The sequence below is a fragment of the uncultured Bradyrhizobium sp. genome, from assembly GCF_936943645.1.
Taxonomy (GTDB): Bacteria; Pseudomonadota; Alphaproteobacteria; order Rhizobiales; family Xanthobacteraceae; genus Bradyrhizobium.
This window is the reverse complement of the sequence record NZ_CAKZJO010000050.1, coordinates 118497-137649: the sequence shown is the minus strand read 5'-3', so window position 1 is coordinate 137649 and position 19153 is coordinate 118497. Positions and strand designations below refer to the sequence as shown.

Annotated in this window: 17 protein-coding genes and 1 pseudogene; 9 read left to right on the top strand and 9 right to left on the bottom strand. The window is 64.9% G+C overall.

Annotated elements, in window-relative coordinates; all coding sequences use genetic code 11:
• A complete protein-coding gene (locus Q0743_RS09620; protein WP_298241325.1) occupies positions 1–1230 on the top strand; it encodes a cyclic nucleotide-gated ion channel in 1230 nt (409 codons plus the stop codon).
• A 16-nt stretch (positions 1231–1246) separates the two neighbouring features.
• On the opposite strand, the gene Q0743_RS09615 is transcribed toward Q0743_RS09620, so the two are convergent.
• The 3 genes from Q0743_RS09615 to Q0743_RS09605 form a co-directional block, all read right to left on the bottom strand.
• A complete protein-coding gene (locus Q0743_RS09615; RefSeq protein WP_298241293.1) occupies positions 1247–1744 on the bottom strand; it encodes a DUF3455 domain-containing protein in 498 nt (165 codons plus the stop codon).
• A 224-nt stretch (positions 1745–1968) separates the two neighbouring features.
• The gene (locus Q0743_RS09610; RefSeq protein ID WP_298241292.1) at positions 1969–3525 is read right to left on the bottom strand and encodes a glycoside hydrolase family 75 protein; all 1557 of its coding nucleotides are present in this window, start codon (positions 3523–3525) and stop codon (positions 1969–1971) included.
• Between the two features lie 153 nt (positions 3526–3678).
• The gene (locus Q0743_RS09605) at positions 3679–4890 is read right to left on the bottom strand and encodes an NADP-dependent isocitrate dehydrogenase (protein ID WP_298241291.1); all 1212 of its coding nucleotides are present in this window, start codon (positions 4888–4890) and stop codon (positions 3679–3681) included.
• A 351-nt stretch (positions 4891–5241) separates the two neighbouring features.
• Between Q0743_RS09605 and Q0743_RS09600 the strand changes: the two genes are divergently transcribed.
• A complete protein-coding gene (locus Q0743_RS09600; RefSeq protein ID WP_298241290.1) occupies positions 5242–6441 on the top strand; it encodes a TrmJ/YjtD family RNA methyltransferase in 1200 nt (399 codons plus the stop codon).
• Between the two features lie 113 nt (positions 6442–6554).
• Here Q0743_RS09600 and Q0743_RS09595 read toward each other — a convergent pair whose 3' ends face one another.
• Together Q0743_RS09595 and Q0743_RS09590 are read right to left on the bottom strand one after the other, a co-directional pair.
• Positions 6555–6938: a nuclear transport factor 2 family protein gene (locus tag Q0743_RS09595; protein WP_298241289.1), complete on the bottom strand. Its 384-nt coding sequence runs from the start codon at positions 6936–6938 to the stop codon at positions 6555–6557.
• A 52-nt stretch (positions 6939–6990) separates the two neighbouring features.
• Entirely contained in the window at positions 6991–7743 is a 753-nt protein-coding gene (locus Q0743_RS09590) for an SDR family NAD(P)-dependent oxidoreductase (protein WP_298241288.1), read from the bottom strand.
• Between the two features lie 116 nt (positions 7744–7859).
• On the opposite strand from Q0743_RS09590, the gene Q0743_RS09585 reads away from it, so the two are divergent.
• A complete protein-coding gene (locus Q0743_RS09585) occupies positions 7860–8753 on the top strand; it encodes a LysR family transcriptional regulator (RefSeq protein WP_298241287.1) in 894 nt (297 codons plus the stop codon).
• A gap of 51 nt (positions 8754–8804) precedes the next feature.
• Here the strand turns inward: Q0743_RS09585 and Q0743_RS09580 are convergent, their stop codons facing one another.
• From Q0743_RS09580 to mddA, 3 genes are read right to left on the bottom strand one after another with little or no spacing between them, the layout of a single operon-like run.
• Entirely contained in the window at positions 8805–9554 is a 750-nt protein-coding gene (locus tag Q0743_RS09580) for a hypothetical protein (RefSeq protein WP_298241286.1), read from the bottom strand.
• A gap of 35 nt (positions 9555–9589) precedes the next feature.
• Positions 9590–10567: an NADPH:quinone oxidoreductase family protein gene (locus Q0743_RS09575; RefSeq protein ID WP_298241285.1), complete on the bottom strand. Its 978-nt coding sequence runs from the start codon at positions 10565–10567 to the stop codon at positions 9590–9592.
• Positions 10564–11334, bottom strand: coding sequence for a methanethiol S-methyltransferase (gene mddA / locus Q0743_RS09570; protein WP_298241284.1), 771 nt, complete (start codon positions 11332–11334; stop codon positions 10564–10566). Before mddA ends, Q0743_RS09575 begins: the two co-directional genes overlap by 4 nt.
• Before the next feature lie 147 nt (positions 11335–11481).
• Here mddA and Q0743_RS09565 point away from each other — a divergent pair.
• Positions 11482–13022: pseudogene (locus Q0743_RS09565) on the top strand (alpha/beta fold hydrolase).
• Positions 13023–13124: 102 nt separating this feature from the next.
• On the opposite strand, the gene Q0743_RS09560 reads toward Q0743_RS09565, so the two are convergent.
• Complete coding sequence (locus Q0743_RS09560; protein ID WP_298241283.1) at positions 13125–13769, bottom strand: TetR/AcrR family transcriptional regulator; 645 nt, start codon at positions 13767–13769, stop codon at positions 13125–13127.
• A gap of 247 nt (positions 13770–14016) precedes the next feature.
• On the opposite strand from Q0743_RS09560, the gene Q0743_RS09555 reads away from it, so the two are divergent.
• From Q0743_RS09555 to ntrB, 5 genes are all read left to right on the top strand, one after another.
• On the top strand, positions 14017–14559 hold the full coding sequence (locus tag Q0743_RS09555) for an OsmC family protein (RefSeq protein WP_298241282.1): 543 nt from the start codon (positions 14017–14019) through the stop codon (positions 14557–14559).
• A 35-nt stretch (positions 14560–14594) separates the two neighbouring features.
• The gene (locus Q0743_RS09550; RefSeq protein WP_298241281.1) at positions 14595–15707 is read left to right on the top strand and encodes an acyl-CoA dehydrogenase family protein; all 1113 of its coding nucleotides are present in this window, start codon (positions 14595–14597) and stop codon (positions 15705–15707) included.
• 51 nt (positions 15708–15758) lie between these two features.
• Positions 15759–16637 carry a sulfurtransferase gene (locus tag Q0743_RS09545; protein WP_298241280.1) on the top strand — a complete coding sequence of 293 codons (879 nt, stop codon included), beginning with the start codon at positions 15759–15761 and terminating at the stop codon, positions 16635–16637.
• Between the two features lie 118 nt (positions 16638–16755).
• Positions 16756–18138: a CmpA/NrtA family ABC transporter substrate-binding protein gene (locus tag Q0743_RS09540; RefSeq protein ID WP_298241279.1), complete on the top strand. Its 1383-nt coding sequence runs from the start codon at positions 16756–16758 to the stop codon at positions 18136–18138.
• A gap of 172 nt (positions 18139–18310) precedes the next feature.
• Complete coding sequence (gene ntrB / locus Q0743_RS09535) at positions 18311–19150, top strand: nitrate ABC transporter permease (RefSeq protein WP_298241278.1); 840 nt, start codon at positions 18311–18313, stop codon at positions 19148–19150.
• The last annotated feature ends 3 nt before the right edge of the window (positions 19151–19153 follow it).

Sequence of the window (19153 nt, the reverse complement as noted above, 5' to 3'; positions counted from 1 at the left end):
ATGCGCCCGGGTCCGCGAGGGCGTGGGCTTCGCGATCCCGATCTCCGGGATCGCCTCTATGAATTGCTGGAGCACGACCCGCTGGCCTATTCGGCCGGATCGCGCTTCATCAAGTTCATCATCGGCGTCATCGTGCTCAACGTCGTCACGATGATCCTCACATCGGTGCCGGAGCTCGACGCGCAGTTCGGCACGCTGTTCGAGGTCGTCACCGTCCTGTCCCTGATCGTGTTCGCGCTGGAATATCTGGCGCGGCTATGGACCGTGGCGGGACATACCCAGCGCAAGGGCTCGGCGCTGTCCGACCGGCTGGGCTACGCCCTCTCGCCGCTCGGCATCATCGACCTCATGGCGTTCCTGCCCGCGTCCGCCGTGCTCGCGAGCGGGCGGCACGCGACGCTGGCCGCGCTCGGCGTGCTGCCGTTCTTCAAGCTGGTCCGCTATTCGCCGGCGATGCGCTCGCTGCTGGCCGCCGTGCATGCCGAGCGGCGGGCGCTGATCGGCTGCGTCGTCATTCTGATCGGCGTCGTCCTGACCTTCGCTTCGCTGCTCTACGCCGTCGAGCGCGACGTGCAGCCCAGCAAGCTCGGCACCATTCCGGACGCGATGTGGTGGGCGATCGTGACGCTCGGCACCGTCGGCTATGGCGACGTCGTCCCGGTGACGCCGCTCGGCAAGCTGATCTCCACCTTCGCCATCATGTCAGGCTTCGCCATGATCGCGCTGCCGGTCGCGATCATCTCCACCGCCTTCGCCGAGGAGGTGAAGCGGCGCGATTTCGTCGTCACCTGGGGCATGCTGGCGCGGGTGCCGCTGTTCTCGCATCTGTCGGCCGCGGAGATCGCCGACATCATGCGGCTGCTCCGGGCCCGCACCGTCGAGCAGGGCGAGATCCTGGTGCGGCGGGGGGATACGGCTTCGTCGATGTATTTCATCACCGCCGGCGAGGTCGAGATCGCGCTGCCGAGCCAGCATGTGCGGCTTGCCGACGGCACATTCTTCGGCGAGATCGCGCTGCTGCACAAGACAAAACGCAGCGGCACGGTGACGGCGACGCGCAAGACGCGCCTGCTCGTGCTCGACGCGCAGGATTTTCACGCGCTGATCGCGCGCATGCCGACGCTGGCCGATCACGTTCACACCACTGCCAAGGCCCGGCTCGCCGACACCGGCGACCTCGCGCTGGCCGAATTGGCGCAGGCCGAGCAGGACGAGGGGCCGGCCGCGTAGCGCTCAGCTCCGTTCGTCAGCCCTTTTTCAGGAAGACGTAGTCGGCCGAGTAGGGTGCGCTCCTGAATTCGCCGGCCTTGTCGCAAGAACCGTCGAGCTTGCCGCCATGGGTGTTGATGCGCTGGACGGTGGTGACAGGCGTCAGCGTGCCGCTGCCGCGGCGGGCGGTCACTTCCAGCTTCAGCCAGGGGATATCGGCAGGCGTTGCACCCGGCGCGTTGCCGACGGCCTTGCCGATCACGGCGCTGCCGTCGGCGAGCTCCCAGTTCGGGCCGGCATAGTGGCGGCCGGCCGTCTTGCCATCGGAGAGCAGCGTCGCGATCGGTTCGCGGAAGACCCAGGCGAGCTTGCCGTCGGCGGCGGCCTTGCACTCATAGACCTGAGCGCCTTCGGCGTGGACTCTGAGGACGAGGCTCTCGCCGGGGGCGGCAATGCCATCGGGCAAGGACTCCGCGGCGCCGGCCATGCCGGTCGAGAGCAGGAGCAGGCAGGGGACGGCAAGCTTGATAGACATAGAGGTGCTCCGCAAAGCGTAAAACGAGAGGGCCGCGTCTGAAGTGCGGCCCTTGATCATGTCCGACCGTAGTCGGGCGAAATTGCGGATGTCCACCTGCTTCGCCGGCGCTGGTCGGCGCCAACGATCATCGCGAGGTCTTTCACGAACGCGACGCGGTGCACGATCCGCGCGGAGGTGCACGGATCGTCAGGATAAAGCGTGCAAGAGCACCAATCCGCCGTCTAGGCTAGCGGAAAGAGGCGCTTCACCATATCCAGTCCGCCGAAGGCTTCGAAAAGCGGAGCAGCTGTTGCCTCGATCTGTTCCGCCGGCCAGTGCGGAGCATTGGCGCGGGGCGTGAACCGCGACTTGGGATAGACGATATAGACGTAATTGGCCCCTTCATCGCCGCCCGCTCTCGCCATCTTGGTAATGGGAAAGGAGGGATCGTGAACATGCAAATTGAGGGCCGTGCGGATCGATGCTTCGCCGACCCTGGGATTGGTGTCGGCAAAGATCGCGGACGTCGTCCGGAGATTCTTCATGTTCACGACCGTGCAGATGTCACCGGGAGCGACATCGGCTGCGAAACTATTCGGCAAGACGATATAGGGAATGAACTCGGCATCGACGAACGCGTCGGCATCGAAGTCGTCGCCATGTTGAAGACGTGTCGCTGACACGAAGAATCCGGGGCGGGGACCCTTGCCCGTTTTCCCATTCATTTTCTTGCCCTGGATGAATTTCTTCGATTCGCTGGTGGCGTTCCCGGTGTTGTCGAGGGATTCAGGATTCTTGGAGTCGGGATGGTATGCCCGGGCGGCGCCGTCTGCGTCGATGGACATCTTGGCCTTGAAGAAAAGAGGCGTGGTTCCCTTAATACGCCTGACCGGCATGTGGCGTTTGCCGTCAAAGGCGTCACGTACCGTTTCGAGCTGCGGCGGCGCGGCGGCTGGCGGCGGTGCGGCAGCTACCGCTACCGCTTGCGGAGCAATTGCCTCCATCGCAGCAGCCAGCACCGCATGAGCCCCGACCGGCGTCTGGATTTCGCTGAGGATTTTCTCGATCGAACCGACCCACTGGAACAGGTCGAAATTCTGCGGGTCGTCATGTCCGTCCTTGATCCCGAGGTCGAGAACGCAATGGAAGGCCGGGATTAAGAACGATCCGCGCCTGACTGCGGCCGCGATGTAGCAGAGCGCGAGCCGGTCCATGGTTTCCTGGGTGAATCCGGGCGTCGGACCAACGGCGGCGAACTTGAAGCCGCCCTTGATGCGCGGCTGGATCAGCTCGTGATGCAGAAAAAGGCCCTTCATCGCAGGGTCGCGTTCGATCTTGGTGGCTCGCCACGCTACCGAATAATTGTGTCCGGTGGCGGACTGACCGAGCCGGTTGATGAAGATATGCGCCGAGTTCGTGCTCCGCTTCGCGAGGTCGTTGCCGGACCATGCAGCCGTATTGATGGTTGCCGGAAACGAGTTGCCTGACAGCTCATCGCTGGTGTCGTGAATGATGAAATAGCTCGCCTTGGTCCCCTTGGAGGTGGAGGAGACGCCCTTCGCCAAGTCGCCGCCGATATCCGCAGCAGAGATGCCCTTGAACGCGAGGTAGCTCTGCAACTGCTGAAGCGTCACCGTCGCAGGCTGTCCGACGATGGCGAGCAGCTTGTCGGGAATCTGCGCCGGGGTATCGTCGACGTTTCCCGCGACTTTGACACGCCGCAGCAGGCAGCGCGCCTGATCAGCCGGTGAGCCTGCAAATTGTTGAGTGTTGGCCAGAAACTGACAGGGTGTAGCCATAGCCGTTCTCCAAAAGAAACAATGACAATCAGAGATAGATAGGCCAAGGCATCAAAACCCGCAATGTCGTCAAAATCTGGTCGCGGTCGGCCAAACAAAAAGAGCGCGGGCCAGGCCCGCGCTCTGCTTCGTCGCTGATACGGTTGAGGCTGATCAGGCCATCGCCTTCACCAGGTTGTCGGCGACCTTGTCCAGGAAGCCGGTGGTCGAGAGCCAGCGCTGGTCGGCGCCGACCAGCAGCGCGAGGTCCTTGGTCATGTAGCCGGCCTCGACGGTGTCGACGCAGACCTTCTCCAGCGTGTTGGCGAACTTGGCGAGCTCGGCATTGTTGTCGAGCTTGGCGCGGTGGGCGAGGCCCCTCGTCCAGGCGAAGATCGACGCGATCGAGTTGGTCGAGGTCTCCTTGCCCTTCTGGTGCTCGCGGTAGTGGCGGGTCACCGTGCCGTGGGCGGCTTCCGCCTCGACGGTCTTGCCGTCGGGGGTGAGCAGCACCGAGGTCATCAGGCCGAGCGAGCCGTAGCCCTGCGCGACCGTGTCGGACTGCACGTCGCCATCGTAGTTCTTGCAGGCCCAGACATAGCCGCCGGACCATTTCAGCGCCGAGGCCACCATGTCGTCGATGAGGCGGTGCTCGTAGGTCAGGCCCTTGGCGTCGAACTCCTTCTTGAACTCCTTGTCGAAGATCTCCTGGAAGATGTCCTTGAAGCGGCCGTCATAGACCTTCAGAATCGTGTTCTTGGTCGACAGGTACACCGGGTAGTTGCGCAGCAGGCCGTAGTTGAAGGAGGCGCGGGCGAAGTCGATGATGCTGTCGTCGAGATTGTACATCTCCATGGCGACGCCGGCGCCCGGGGCCTTGAACACTTCCTTCTCGATCACGGTGCCGTCCTCGCCGACGAACTTCAGCGAGAGGGTGCCCTTGCCCGGGAACTTGATGTCGGTGGCGCGGTACTGGTCGCCATAGGCGTGGCGGCCGATGATGATCGGCTTGGTCCAGCCGGGAACCAGACGCGGCACGTTCTTGCAGATGATCGGCTCGCGGAAGATGCAGCCGCCGAGGATGTTGCGGATGGTGCCGTTCGGCGACTTCCACATCTGCTTGAGGTTGAACTCCTTCACCCGGGCTTCATCAGGGGTGATGGTGGCGCACTTGACGCCGACGCCGACCTTCTTGATCGCCTCGGCCGCGTCGATGGTGACCTGATCGTTGGTGTGGTCGCGGTACTCCATGCCCAGGTCGAAATACATCAGCTCGACATCCAGGAACGGGTTGATCAGCTTGTCCTTGATGTACTGCCAGATGATCCGGGTCATCTCGTCGCCATCGAGTTCGACGACGGGATTGGATACCTTGATTTTTGCCATGATCGGGGAAGCCCTCTTGGGAACGGCGCTGGTTATGCGCCCACGTGAATATCCGCCGCCTCTTAGCACCGCCGCGCGGCGGGCGAAAGCCAAGGGATTATGCACTTTTAGCCGATCCAGCCCCCACAGATGGGGGGCGGGGAGCGGTCCGCCGGCGGGGCCGCAGCTGAGGATTCGGAAGAGATTCAAAAGTCGAATCCAACCCGTTATTTCCCTTGAGAATTTCGTCAGGACAGGCAAACGACAGGCGGACAAGCCCGGCCCCGGGATGGACCCGAAACGGCCGGCTTGAATCAATTCCTGAAGAAGGCCCTGGCAAGGCCTTGAGACCAAGAGTGAAAGCGAAACCAGATGTCGGGGACTGACAAGAGCAAGGCGGGGCTTTCCCTCGACGGTCCCATCGTGATCCTGGTCGAGCCGCAACTCGGGGAAAACATCGGCATGGCCGCGCGCGCCATGGGCAATTTTGCGCTAGGCGCGCTGCGCATCGTCAACCCCCGGGACGGCTGGCCCAACATCGCCGCCCAGCGGGCGGCGGCCGGCGCCGACCACATTCTGGAAAAGGTCGAATTGTTCGGCACGGTGGAAGAGGCGGTCGCCGACCTCGACCTCTTGTTCGCCACCACCGCGCGCCCCCACGACCAGGCCAAGCCGGTGGTCGGGCCGGAGACCGCGGCCAGCGAGATCGCCGGGCACGTCGCGACCGGCGGCAAGTGCGGTATCCTGTTCGGCCGGGAGCGCTGGGGGCTGACCAACGAGGAGGTCGGGCTCTCCAACCGCATCATCACCTTCCCGGTCAATCCGGGCTTCGCCTCGCTCAACCTCGCCCAGGCCGTGCTGCTGGTCGGCTATGAATGGTTCAAGCGCGCGACCTCGGGCGAGCTGCCGCATGCCATGCCCGAGCGTTCCGAGCGCGCCTCGCAGCACCAGATGCAGGCCTTCTTCGACAACCTCGTGCGCGAGCTCGACAAGGTGGAATTCCTGCGGCCCGCCGAGAAGCGCGACACCATGCTGGTCAACCTGCGCAACATCTTCAGCCGGATGGAGCCGACCAAGCAGGACATGCACACCCTGCACGGGGTGGTGATGGCGATCGCCGAAGGCCGCAAGGGCCCGGCCAAGGGCGGCGTGCTCGACGGCGAGCAGGCCACGCGCCTGCGCGCGCTGCTGGCCGAGCACGGGCAGGGCGGCGGCGTCGCCGACAGCGGCTCGACCGTGCGCGGCCTTGCCCGCCTGCTTCGCCGCAACCCGACCGATGCCGAGCGCCTGCTCTGGCAGGCCCTGACCCGCGACCGCCGCTTCGCCGGCGGGTTCAAGCGCCAGACCCCCGTGGGGCGGCACATCCCGGACTTCGTCTCCTTCCCGCACCGGATCGCGATCGAGCTGGTCAATCCGGGCGAGGGTGAGACGATTGCGGCGGATCGCGCCGGGCGGCGGAGCTGGCTCGAGGCGCGGGACTATCGGGTGCTCGACATTCGCGCGGCGGATGTGGAGCGCGATCTCGAGGCGGAGCTGGTGCGGCTGCAGGGCATGATGGAGCAGGGCGCGTAGGCCGCACTCGGCGCGGAGGGTGAGGCGGCGGATGACGCCTGCGGCCAATCTTACTGAATCATCATGACGCAGTAAGACTCATCTGCCCTGCAAACCGATTGCGAAGTTCGCATTCACTTCCCGGGCTGGTCGAGGAAGACGTAGAGCGCGGCGATCCTGTCGCCCTCTACAATGATCACGTCCCAGCCCGTGTAGTCCGGGACTTCGCCGCGCGGACCCGATCCCCAGGCCAGCCGCCCGGCGTTGTGAAGCGCCTGCGGCTCGCTCGTCGGCGTGTAGACGAAGTGGGGATGCGTGGCACGGAGCTCACCTGCGAACTTGTCGATCGCCTCGCGGCCGACAACGACGCCCGGCGGCACATACAAGGTGGCGTTCTCCGTCCAGAGCTCATCGATTGCGGCACGACGGCGCTTCGCATCGCCCTCGCCGAACACCTCCTGAAGGTTGCGACGAAGCAGTTCGTGGATTCGATCCGTGGAGTCATGGGGCGAGGTCATCGGGTTGTCTCCTGTTGAAAGAGTTGGGACGAGGCAGGCGCGGGTGCGCGCTTCAGATCTGAGCCTGACCACCGTCGACGAAGAGCTCGACGCCGTTGACGAAGCTCGCCTCGTCGGACGCGAGGAACAGCACGGCCTTGGCGATCTCTTCGGGCTGGCCGACGCGGCCGGACGGGATGAGGCCGGCGAGATAGGACTTGGCGCCTTCCGCTTGCTCACCGGCGCCGAACAGATGGTTCAGGCCGGGTGTCTCGGTGACGCCGGGGCTGATGGCGTTGACGCGGATGTGCCGATCCTTGAGGTCGAGGATCCAGTTGCGCGCGAAATTGCGCACGGCTGCCTTGGTCGCCGAATAGACGCTGAAGGCCGGCGTGCCCGAGACGCTCGTGGTCGAGGCGGTCAGCACGATGGATGCACCGTCGCGGAGCAACGGCAGTGCCTTCTGAACGGTGAAGAGCACGCCCTTCACGTTGGTATCGAACGTGCGCTGATAGTGTTCCTCGGTGATCGTGCCGAGCGGCGCGAACTCGCCGCCGCCTGCATTGGCGAAGATCACGTCGATCTGCTGATGCTTCTGCTGGACTGCGTCGTAGAGCCGGTCGATATCGGCAAGGTCTGCCATATCGCCGCGCACGCCGGTCACGCGGCCGCCGATTGATTTCACCGCCGCGTCCAGCGCGTCCTGGCGGCGGCCGGTGATGAATACCGAGGCGCCCTCCGCCGCGAATGCCTTGGCGGTCGCAAGGCCGATACCGCTCGTGCCGCCGGTCACCACCACGACCTTGTTGCTGAACCTGTTCGTCATCGTCCGTCTCCTCTGGAAAACATCTGGCAGAAGCGCCGTTGCCCGACGTAGATGCCCACGGAACGATGGTGCGAGTAGTCAGCGAATATGGTACTCAGCGTTCTATGGGAGGAACGATGAGGGCCGATCTGAACGACTTTGCCTATTTCGCCGAGGTGGTCGGCCATGGTGGCTTCGCAGCCGCGGGACGGGCGTTGCGAGAGCCGAAATCAAAGCTCAGCCGCCGGATTGCCGGTCTCGAGGAGCGCCTTGGCCTGCGCCTGATCGAGCGATCGAGCCGGCGCTTTCGCGTCACCGAGGTAGGGCAGGCGTTCTACGAGCGTTGCCGTGCGATCCTGGCGGAGGCCGAGCAGGCCGAAGCGCTCGTGACGCAAGCGCAGGCCGAGCCGCACGGTCGCATTCGATTCAGTTGCCCGACGGGCATGGTCGCGGAAATCTCCGCGCTCACGTCGAGTTTCCTGATCCGTTATCCCAAGGTGCGCCTGCAACTCATCGCCGTCGACCGGCCGATCGATCTGATCGAAGAGCGGGTCGACGTGGCGCTGCGGGTTCGCTCCGTGCTCACGGGGGATGCCGCGCTCACCATGCGGTCTCTCGGCACGTCCACTCGCATCCTCGTCGCGAGCCCGCAACTGGCAAGTCGGCTGCGGACCCCGGACGATCTTGCCGCACTTCCGACGCTCGCGACGTCAGACGAGGACAATCTGGTCGAATGGCATCTGGAGACGGACGACGGGCAGGCGCGCATTGTCAGGCACGAGCCGCGCATGGGGTGCGGCGATTTCGGCGCGGTGCGCGATGCGGCGGTCGCCGGCCTCGGGGTTGCGCTGTTGCCCGATCATCTCTGTCGCGATGCGCTCGCGCAGGGCAAGCTCGTCCATGTGCTCTCGGAATGGCGCGGTCACCGAGGCATGGTGCATCTCGTCTTCACCACCCGGCGCGGCTTGCCGCGCGCGGTTCGCGCACTCATCGATCACCTGGCGGCGGGGTTCTCCAAGACGTTGGTCTAGTGCGATCTCGTAGGGGGTCGATGAAGCCCAAGGCGCAATCCACCCGCGGACCTAACGTCCGAGCTGCACCTCGCGCTCCACTGCGATCCACGTCGTCTTGGCCACCGCCAGCAACGTCCCGGCCTCATCATGAAGCGCGGCGTCGGCCATGCGCTTGCGGCCGTCGCGGCCGGTGGCCCAGGCTGTGATGATGCAGGGCGCGCCGGGGCGCGGGCGGGACTCGATGCGGGCGGACATCCGTCCAAGCAGGAGCGGGGTCTTCTCGAAGCTGCCGCTCTGCAGATCGTAATTGCAGGCAAAGCCGGTGGGGCAGTCGAGCGCCGACCAGAGAAATTCGGGCGCGACGAGGCCATCCTCGGCGGCGAGCTTCGGGTCGGGGGCCCAGCTTGCGGCCAGAACGGGAGTTGCTGCTTGACGGCGAAGCGGGCCGGCGAAGATGCGCAAGCCGTCGCCCATCGCTCGAGCGGGACCGCAAACAAAGCAATGAGGCAGCGGATGCTCCTGCGGCCTGAACAGCGCGCGCAGCTCGGCGGCGCGCGCCTCCGGCAAGGTTGCCGCCTCGACCCGCGCAAGCTCGACGCTCGCGGCGCGGCCGGTGGCGACGGTCTTGTCGCCGTCGCGAAGCTCCCAGGTGCCGTCGTCCGTTGCGACCGCAGCGAGCGGCGTGTCCAGGGGAGGCGGTGCACGTAGCGTCACCTCCGCAGGCGAGGGGAAGTGCCGGGCGAGCCGGCCGCAGACATAGCCGCCATTGCCGGAGTTCGGAGGGCCGCAATAGCGCCTGTCGATGATGATCTCTGTCAACGATCGTGTTCCTGTCTTGCCTGTCCTTCATCACTCTATCGGATCTTGAGCACAATTCTTCCCTGCACCGTGCGGCTGGCCACGGCGCGCATGGCGTCCGCGGCCTCCTCCAAAGGGAGGATGCGGTCGATGCGCGGACGGATTTGTCCGCCGGCCAGCCATTGCATCAGCGTGTCGTTCATGCGCGCGGCTTCATCCGGAAATTTCTCCGCCCAGGCACCGGCAAAGACACCGATGATGGAATAGTTCTTCAGCAGCGGCAGGTTCATCGGGATCTGTGGAATCTCGCCGCCGGTGAAGCCGATCGGCATCAGCCGTCCGTTCCAGGCCATCAGCCGGGCCATCTGCTCGAAGATTGCCCCGCCGACATTGTCGAAACCAACATCGATGCCGTCGCCGCCCGTGATCGTCTTGATCCGGTCGCGCAGATCCTCGCGGCGATAATTGATGATTTCGCTGGCGCCGTAATCGCGCACCAGGGCCGCCTTGTCGTCGGAGCCGATGCCGGCGACGACGCGCAGACCGAGATGGCGGGCGAGATCGACGGCGGCGAGGCCGACACCGCCGGCCGCGCCGGTGATGAAGACGGTTTCGCCTCGCGCGGCCCGCGCCCGCTCGACCAGCGCGTAGTAGGCCGTGCCGTAATTGTGCAGCACCGTGGCCGCGGCTTCGAACGCAACGCCATCCGGCAGGCGCACGCTCTTCGACTCCTTGGCTGTCATCCGTTCGGCGTAGCCGCCGATCCAGCTGCTGCTTGCCACGCGGTCGCCGCGTGCGAATTTTGTCACCTTGTCGCCGACCGCGACGACCACACCGGATGCTTCCGTGCCGGGCACGAAGGGCGTCGGCGGTCGCATCTGGTAGAGACCGGACACCAGCAGCTGGTCCATGAAGCTGACCGACGCCGCATGAACGTCGATGAGAATCTCGTCAGCGGCGGGCCGGGGCTCGGCAGTCTCACCGAGACGCAAATCGCCGGGGCCGGTGAACGAGTGGCACAGCATGGCTTTCATTGCGGCGCTCCGACAGGCCGGCGATCTTCGTTGCGGCGCCGCGCGAACAGACCGGGCACCAGCATCGGAACGCGCCGGCGGTACTCCTGATAGGTCGCGCCGAATACCGCGATCAGGTCGCGCTCTTCGAACTGCAATGCGACGAGGATGTAGGCCGTATTGGCGAGCGCGAACAGCAGGTGGCCCTCCGTCATCACGGGCGTGGCCCAGAAGGCGAGCAGGAAGCCGAGCATGATCGGATGCCGCACGATCTTGTAGAGCAGCGGGGTCCGGAACGACTGGCCGGGCATCTCCGCGCCGCGCCACGCGAGAAAGGCCTGGCGCAAGCCGAACAGATCGAAATGATCGATCATGTGGGTCGAGGAAAAGGCGATCACCCAGCCGAGCCAGTGCACGGAGGTCAGCACCCAGGCCGCAATTCCACTCGCCTGCCAGACCGGTGCCGGGATTGGCCGCCACTGCCAGAACAGCAGCAGGAGAACAAGGCTCGAGAGCAGCACATAGGTGCTGCGCTCGTAGGCTGCGGGAAAGAATTGGGCCAGCCATCGCTTGAAGGCCGGGCGCGCCATCACGGTGTGCTGGATGGCGAACAGGCTCATCAGCAGCAGGTTGACGACGATGGCCTCACCCAGATTCGAAGCGGGGCCGACGTCGATGGACTTCGGCACGACATAATTGCCGACGAAACCGAGCGCATAGAGAAACGAAGCCGTGAAGATGGCATAGCTCACGAGGGCGTAGAGCAGGATTGTGAAGCGCGCGAACATGGTTTTTCCTATTGTGCCGATGGCGACGGTGTCGCATGCAGAGCCCGGTCGCTCGCGGGCGAGCAGGCTCGGTCTGGCCCGACCGTACCCACCGGACCGTCCCCTGGGCGTCCCCCGGGGGACGCTGGCCGGAAGAAGAGGATTTCGATGACGGCTTTCTCGCTGGGAACGTTCGGGTTCCCCGAGGTCCATGCCGATGGCCGCCCGATCAAGCTGGCCTTGCGCAAGGGGCTTGCGCTGCTGGTCTATCTCGGGGAGGCCAGGGGCGCCGTCGCGCGCGAAATGATGGCGACGCTGTTGTGGCCGGAGACGCCGCGGGAGACGGGCCTTGCGCGGTTGCGCCGACTGCTTCACCGCACCGAGATCACGCTCGGCCAGTCGGTGTTCGAGACCGACCGCTCCAGTCTGAGATGGTCGTCCGACGTCGACATGAAGCTCGACTCCCATCTGTTCGAGGAGGCCTGTGATCGCGGCGCGTTCGAACAGGCGTGCCAGATCTACCGGGGCGATTTCCTGGCGGGCTTTGCGCCGGAGGACTGTCCCGAATTCGACGACTGGGCCTTCTTCCGCCGCGAGGCGCTGCGGGGGCGGCTGGTGCATGCGCTCGAGCGCCTCGTGCAGGACAAGAACGCAGCCGGAGACCATTCCGCCGCGACGGCGCATGCGCAGCGCCTGGTCGAGCTCGATCCGCTCAGCGAGGTCTATGGCCGGCACCTGATCCGCAGCCTGCTGCTATCAGGAGACCGAAGCGCGGCGGAGCGTCATCACGCGGCCCTGACACAGCGGCTGCGGGACGAGCTCGGCGTCGCGCCGGAGGCCGAGACCGAAGCGCTCATGAGTCCGGCTGCGGCGCCGCACGCCTTGCCGACCACGCGCTACGTGAAGGGCGGCGGTGTGCATCTGGCCTATCAGACCTACGGAAACGGGCCGCTCGATATCCTGGTGATGCCCGGCTTCGTGTCGCATGTGGAGCGCGCCTGGGAGCATCCGGCGAGCCGGACGTTCCTGGCGTCGTTGATGAAGCTGGGGCGGCTGATCGTGTTCGATCGGCGCGGCATCGGCCTGTCCGACCGTGTCGGGGCAGCTCCCGGCATCGACGTCACCGCGGAGGATATCGGCACCGTGTTGCGTGCGACGAATTCGCGCCGCGTCGTGCTGTTCGGCGCCTCCGAATGCGGGCCGGCCTGCACAAATTTGCGGTTGACGAACCGCGCCGTGTGGCCGGGCTGATCCTGTTCGGCGCGCTGGCAAAAGGCTGCTGGTCGGAGGACTATCCGCACGCCTTGCGCACCAGCCAGTATGATGCCTGGAGCAAGCACCTGATCGCGCAATGGGGCGGGCCGGTCGGGATCGAGGCGTTTGCGCCGAGCCTTGCCAATGATCCGCAGGCGCGCGCCTGGTGGGCCGGGCTGTTGCGTGCCGCGTCCAGTCCCGGCGGCATCTCGGCCGTGCTGGAGGCGTTTCGCGACGCCGACGTGCGGCACCTGCTGCCGGAGATCGCCGTGCCGACATTGGTGCTGCACCGGACGAACGACAAGGCGGTGCGGATCGCGGCCGGCCGCGACATCGCTGACAGAATCAAGGGCGCGGAGTTCGTCGAGCTCGACGGCAATGATCACTGGTTCTTTGCGGGCGATCAGCTGCCGGTGCTGGAGGCGATCGAGGGATTCACGAAACGGATCTCGTAGGGTGGGCAAAAGCGGAGCGTGCCCACGTACTCTCGCAATCTGTAGGCAGATCGTGGGCACGGCACTCCGCGCCTTTGCCCACCCTACGGGATCACGGCAGAGTCACACCGCTTCGAGTTCGCGCTTCTTCTTTGCTCTGGATTGCCCGAGCAGGGGGCCTGCCGTCAGTGCCGCGGTGTCGGCCACAGCAGGGTCGCGCGAGATCATCGCGGCGACGATCGCGCCGTCGATCAGGAGGCCGAGTTGATGTGCGAGCACCGCGGGCTCGCTCGAGCCGAGCTCGCCGGCGAGCTTCTCGATGTGGCCAAGCACGATCTTCTTGTGCTTCAGCGCGATGTTGCGGAACTGCTTGGCGTCCTTGTCGTGCTCGCCGACGGCGTTGATGAAGGGGCAGCCGTAGAAGCGCTCTTCCGCGAACCAGCTCTTCAGGGCCGGGAAGATGCGCGTGAGTTTCGCCTGCGCGTCGCCGCCGCCGTCTTCCATGGCGGCGATGAACCATTCGCGCCACTGCTTGCCTTCGCTCTCCAACACCGCGTTGACGAGATTGGTCTTGGAGCCGAACAATTTGTACAGCGTGGTCTTCGCGGTGCCGGCCTCCTCGATGATCGCATCGATGCCGGTAGCGTTGATGCCGTTCTTGCAGAACAGATGCGACGCGGCGCTGAGCAGGCGGCCGCGTGCGGATTCGTCGTCGCCGGCACCCGAATGCGGTGAACTGGAATTCTTCTTCGATGACGTCTTTGCCATGCGCGCCAACTTAATCGCAGCCACGCGGTATCATCAAGCCGCATCTGTCCCGCGCCGAAAAGATTCGCAGCGCCATGCGCATCTGCATCGGCTTTGAGCAAAGCATCGCTGGTCAATCCGCAGGCAGCGACGCTTAAGCGGCTCCAATGCCTCGTCTTTCGCTCTCGGCCCGCTCTGGCACGGTCCATGCAAGGAAACAGACCGTTCGGTATCCTGCCGCGTTCCGCGGCTTGCCAGGGAGAAGAAGATGACTGCCGTCGTTCAAAAGACAGTGCTGACGGGGTGCCTTGCGCCCATCGACAAGAATGGCCTCGAGCAACTGATCGCGAGCGGCAAGGCCAATCCGAAGGTCGTCAAGACCTTGAAATGCAAGACGGTCGCGGAAGGAAAATTCCGCCACGCCAACTACATCCGCAACCTGCCGCCCTACATCGTCGACGAACCGCCGGGGCTTCTGGGCGACGACACCGCACCGAATCCGTCGGAAGCCTCGCTCGCCGCGCTCGGCTCCTGCCTTGCCGTCGGCCTGCACGCCAACGCCGTGCATCGCGGCTGGATCGTCAACAAGCTCGAGCTCGAGCTCGAAGGCGACCTCAACATCACCGCGGTCTGGGGCACCGGCGACACCTCCGACAAGCCGGTCGGCTTCACCGACGTCCGCGTCAAGGTCGACATGGAATGCGAGGGCGTCTCGGCGGACGAGATCAACGCGCTGGTGGCCCATGTGAAGAAATGGTCGCCGGTCGCCAACACCTTCACCCGTCCGGTCAATCTCGAGGTCGGCATCTAGCTGATCACAACAAGGACAAGGTGCGGGAGACGATCATGGGTTCACTGGCTTTATCGCGGGTCGACGTTCTGGATCAGCCCGCACCGTCCATTGCAGGTGAGGTGGCGCGGATCGCGCGGGAAGATCTCGCGCCGCTTGCTGCCGGTATCGACGACGGCACGGTCTATCCGGCCGAGGTGTTGCGCAAGTTCGGCGCGGTCGGCGCGTGGGGCAGTCACGTGCCGCACGAAGGTCCCGCCGATCTGCGCTGCGCCATCCAGGCGATGGCGGCGATAGGCGAGGTCTGCGGCGCCACGGCCTTCATGGCCTGGTGCCAGAACACGCTGGCCTGGTACGCGGCCAACTCGACCAATCTGAAGCTCGCGAAACGTTTCGGCGATGCCTTCTCGACCGGACGCGTGCTCGGCGGCACCGGCCTCTCCAATCCGATGAAGAGCTTCTTCGGCATCGAGAAGCTGAAGCTGAAAGGCAAGAAAGTCGACGGCGGCTACATCGTGCGCGGCGCGCTGCCCTGGGTCTCCAATCTCGGCCCCGGTCATTATTTCGGTACGATCTTCGAGCGCGAGGACGAGCCGGGGCAAGTGATGTTCCTCGCCGACTGCTCGGACCCCGCGATCACGCTGACGCCATGCAAGCCGTTCCTCGCGATGGACGGCACCGGCACTTATGGCGTCCAGTTCCGCGACGTCTTCGTGCCGGACGAGCTGATCCTCGCCGATCCCGCCGCGCCCTTCGTCAAGAAGATCCGCGCCGGCTTCATCCTGCTGCAGGCCGGCATGGCGCTCGGCCTGATCAAGGACTGCATCAACATCATGGACGAGGTCGACAATCCCCTCGGACACATCAACCGCTATCTGCCGCAGCAGCCGGTGCATTTCCGCGATCTCGCCGCCGAGCTCGAAGCGGAGACCATGGCGCTGGCGCGCGATCCCTACAACGAGGAGGAAACTTACTGGCGCAAGGTGATCGCGCTCAGGCTTCGCGCCGGCGAGGCCAGCGTCGCGGCGGCGCATGCGGCGATGCTGCATTGTGGCGCGCGCGGCTACCTGAAGAGCCACCGCGCGCAGCGGCGCATGCGCGAGGCCTATTTCGTCGCGATCGTCACGCCGGCCACCAAGCAGCTGCGCAAGATGCTCGCCGATTCCTGAGTTTTGCGAGTCCACCCAGAAGACCACCCAACCTCAACGGAGAGGCTGCCAATGACGGACGTTCTGATTTCTGCCAGCGAACTTGCCGATCTCTTGAAGACCGAGCCCTGTGTCGTGATCGACACCCGCAATCCCGACGCCTACGCCGCCGGGCACCTGCCCAATGCCGTGAACGTGCACGAGATCTTCACGTTCCTGGCGACCTCGACGCCGGAAGGCATCAGCGAGCTGAAGACCAAATTCGCCGACGCCTTCGGCGCTGCCGGCCTCTCCGGCAAGGAGACGGCCGTGATCTACGAGCAGTCGATGAATTCCGGCTTCGGCCAGTCCTGCCGCGGCTACTATCTTCTCACCATGCTCGGCTATCCCAAGGTGAAGGTGCTGCATGGCGGCTTCGACGCCTGGGCCGCTGCGGGCCTCCCGGTGACGAAGGATGTGCCGACGCCGGCGAAGGCCTCTTTCTCCATCGTGCCGGAAGCCGGCGAGATCCTGATCGACGCCAAGACCATGCTGGCCGCAGTCGGCAAGCCCGGCATCGCCATTCTCGACGTGCGCGATGTCGACGAATGGATCGGCGACAGCTCCTCGCCCTACGGCAAGGACTTTTGTCCGCGCAAGGGCCGCATCCCCGGGGCAGTGTGGCTGGAATGGTATCGCATGATGAAGCCGACCGCCGAAGGGCCGCGCTTCAAGTCCAAGGACGAGATCCTGGCGGAGTGCGCCACCGTCGGCATCTCGCCGACCACGCCGGTCTATCTCTACTGCTTCAAGGGCGCGCGGGCCTCGAACACGTTCCTTGCGCTGAAGAACGCCGGCGTGAAGGACGTGCGGATGTATTTCGGCTCCTGGAACGAGTGGTCACGCGATCCGTCGCTGCCGATCGAGCAGGGGCTGCCAGTGGCTGCCCAGGTAACAGGCAAGGCGGCATAGAACCTGCATGTTTCCAGTGGCCCGGCCGCGTAAGCCATAGCCGGGCCACGATGGAATTTTGAGCCGACGCGGAGGACAACGGCGTCCTTCGCGCGGTGTGACAAAGGGGCGCAGCAGCATGTCCACGTTCGACGATCCGTTTGATGCCGACCGCAATCTTCAATCTGGTTGCGTGTGCGGCCAGCACCGCTCGGCAGGAGAGCACGAGCAGGCGGCCCTGGCCCTGCGCTGCGAGCCCGTCGAGAGCGAGGAGACGCGCTACGAGGGGGTCGTCGCCTCGGCCGTCATGCGCGCGATGTTTCCGCAGGATGTGGCGCGGCGCGCCTTCCTGAAATCCGTCGGTGCCTCGACCGCGCTCGCTGCGCTGTCGCAGTTCTTCCCGCTCAAGACGGCGACAGAGGTTTTCGCGCAGACCGGTGCGCCCGAGAAGAAGGACCTCAAGGTCGGCTTCATCCCGATCACCTGCGCGACGCCGATCATCATGGCGGCGCCAATGGGCTTCTATGCCAAGCACGGTCTCAACGTCGAGGTGGTCAAGACGGCCGGCTGGGCCGTGATCCGTGACAAGACCATCAACAAGGAATACGACGCCGCGCACATGCTGGCACCCATGCCGATCGCGATCTCGCTGGGGCTCGGTGCCAACGCTATTCCGTTTGCTGTGCCTGCGATCGAGAATATCAACGGGCAGGGCATCGTGCTGGCGACCAAGCACAAGGACAAGCGCGACCCGAAGGACTGGAAGGGAATGAAATTCGCCATTCCCTTCGACTATTCCATGCACAATTACCTCCTGCGCTATTATCTCGCCGAGCACGGTCTCGATCCCGATACCGACGTGCAGCTGCGCTCGGTGCCGCCGCCGGAGATGGTCGCCAATTTGCGCGCCGACAACATCGACGGCTTCCTAGCGCCCGACAACATCTGCCAGCGCGCGATTTATGACGGCGTCGGCTTCATGCATCTGCTCTCCAAGGAGATCTGGGACGGCCACCCCTGCTGCAGCTTCGCCGCCAGCCGCGAATTCATCACGGCGGCGCCGAACTCCTTTGCGGCGCTGACCCGCGCCATCGTCGACGCCACCGCTTATGCGTCCAAGGCCGAGAACCGCAAGCAGATCGCGGAAGCGATCGCGCCGGCCAACTACATCAACGCGCCGGTCACGGTGCTGGAGCAAGTTCTGACCGGCACCTATGCCGACGGCCTCGGCGGGGTGAAGACCGACGCCAAGCGCGTCGATTTCGATCCGTTCCCCTGGCAGTCCTTCGCGGTGTGGATGCTGACGCAGATGAAGCGTTGGGGCCAGATCAAGGGCGACGTCGACTACAAGGCGGTCGCCGAGCAGGTCTATCTCGCCACCGATACCAAGAAGCTGATGACCGAGATGGGTCTGTCGCCACCGGCGAGCGCCTACAAATCGTTCGCGGTGATGGGCAAGACATTCGATCCCGCCAAGCCGGAGGAGTATACCGCGAGCTTCAAGATCAGGAAGTCGTCGTGATGACGGGCTGCGCTCTCTCCCCATCGTCGTCCCGGCGAACGCCGGGACCCATAACCACAGGGAGCTGTTTGGCGATGACTCGTCGTTCGGTACTCCCACTGACCGCCATCGATAGATCACGCGGTATGGGTCCCGGCGTTCGCCGGGACGACGGGTGGAGAGGTCTCGCGCGATGACATCCTCCCTCCGTCTCCGTGCCGGCCTCGTCTCCATCGTGCTGCTCGCCGCATTTCTCGGCATCTGGCATCTGGCGACGCGCTCGACTGGTGCCACCACGACGATGAGCCCGGAATACGCCAAGCTGATGGGCCTGACCGCGACGCAAGGCAAATCGGCGCTGCCGGGGCCGCTCGATGTCGGTGCCAAGCTCTGGGAGCATCTGCGGCGGCCGTTCTACGACAACGGGCCGAACGACAAGGGTCTCGGCATCCAGCTCGCTTATTCGATCGCGCGGGTCGGCATCGGCTATCTGCTCGCCGTGCTGGTCGCGATCCCGCTCGGTTTCCTGATCGGCATGTCGCCGCTGCTCAGCAAGGCGCTCGACCCCTTCATCCAGGTCTTGAAGCCGATCTCGCCGCTGGCCTGGATGCCGCTGGCGCTCTACACCATCAAGGATTCCTCGATCTCCGCGATCTTCGTCATCTTCATCTGCTCGATCTGGCCGATGCTGCTCAACACGGTGTTTGGCGTGGCCAGCGTCCGCAAGGAATGGATCAACGTGGCGCGGACGCTGGAGGTGGGCACGATCAGGCGCGCCTTCACCGTGATCCTGCCCGCGGCGGCCCCGACGATCCTGACCGGCATGCGGATCTCGATCGGCATCGCCTGGCTCGTGATCGTCGCGGCCGAGATGCTCGTCGGCGGCACGGGCATCGGCTATTTCGTCTGGAACGAGTGGAATAACCTCTCGATCACCAATGTCATCATCGCGATCCTGCTGATCGGGGTCGTCGGCATGCTGCTCGACCAGATCCTCGCGCGCTTCACGCGCATGGTCACGTTTCCGGAGTAGGTG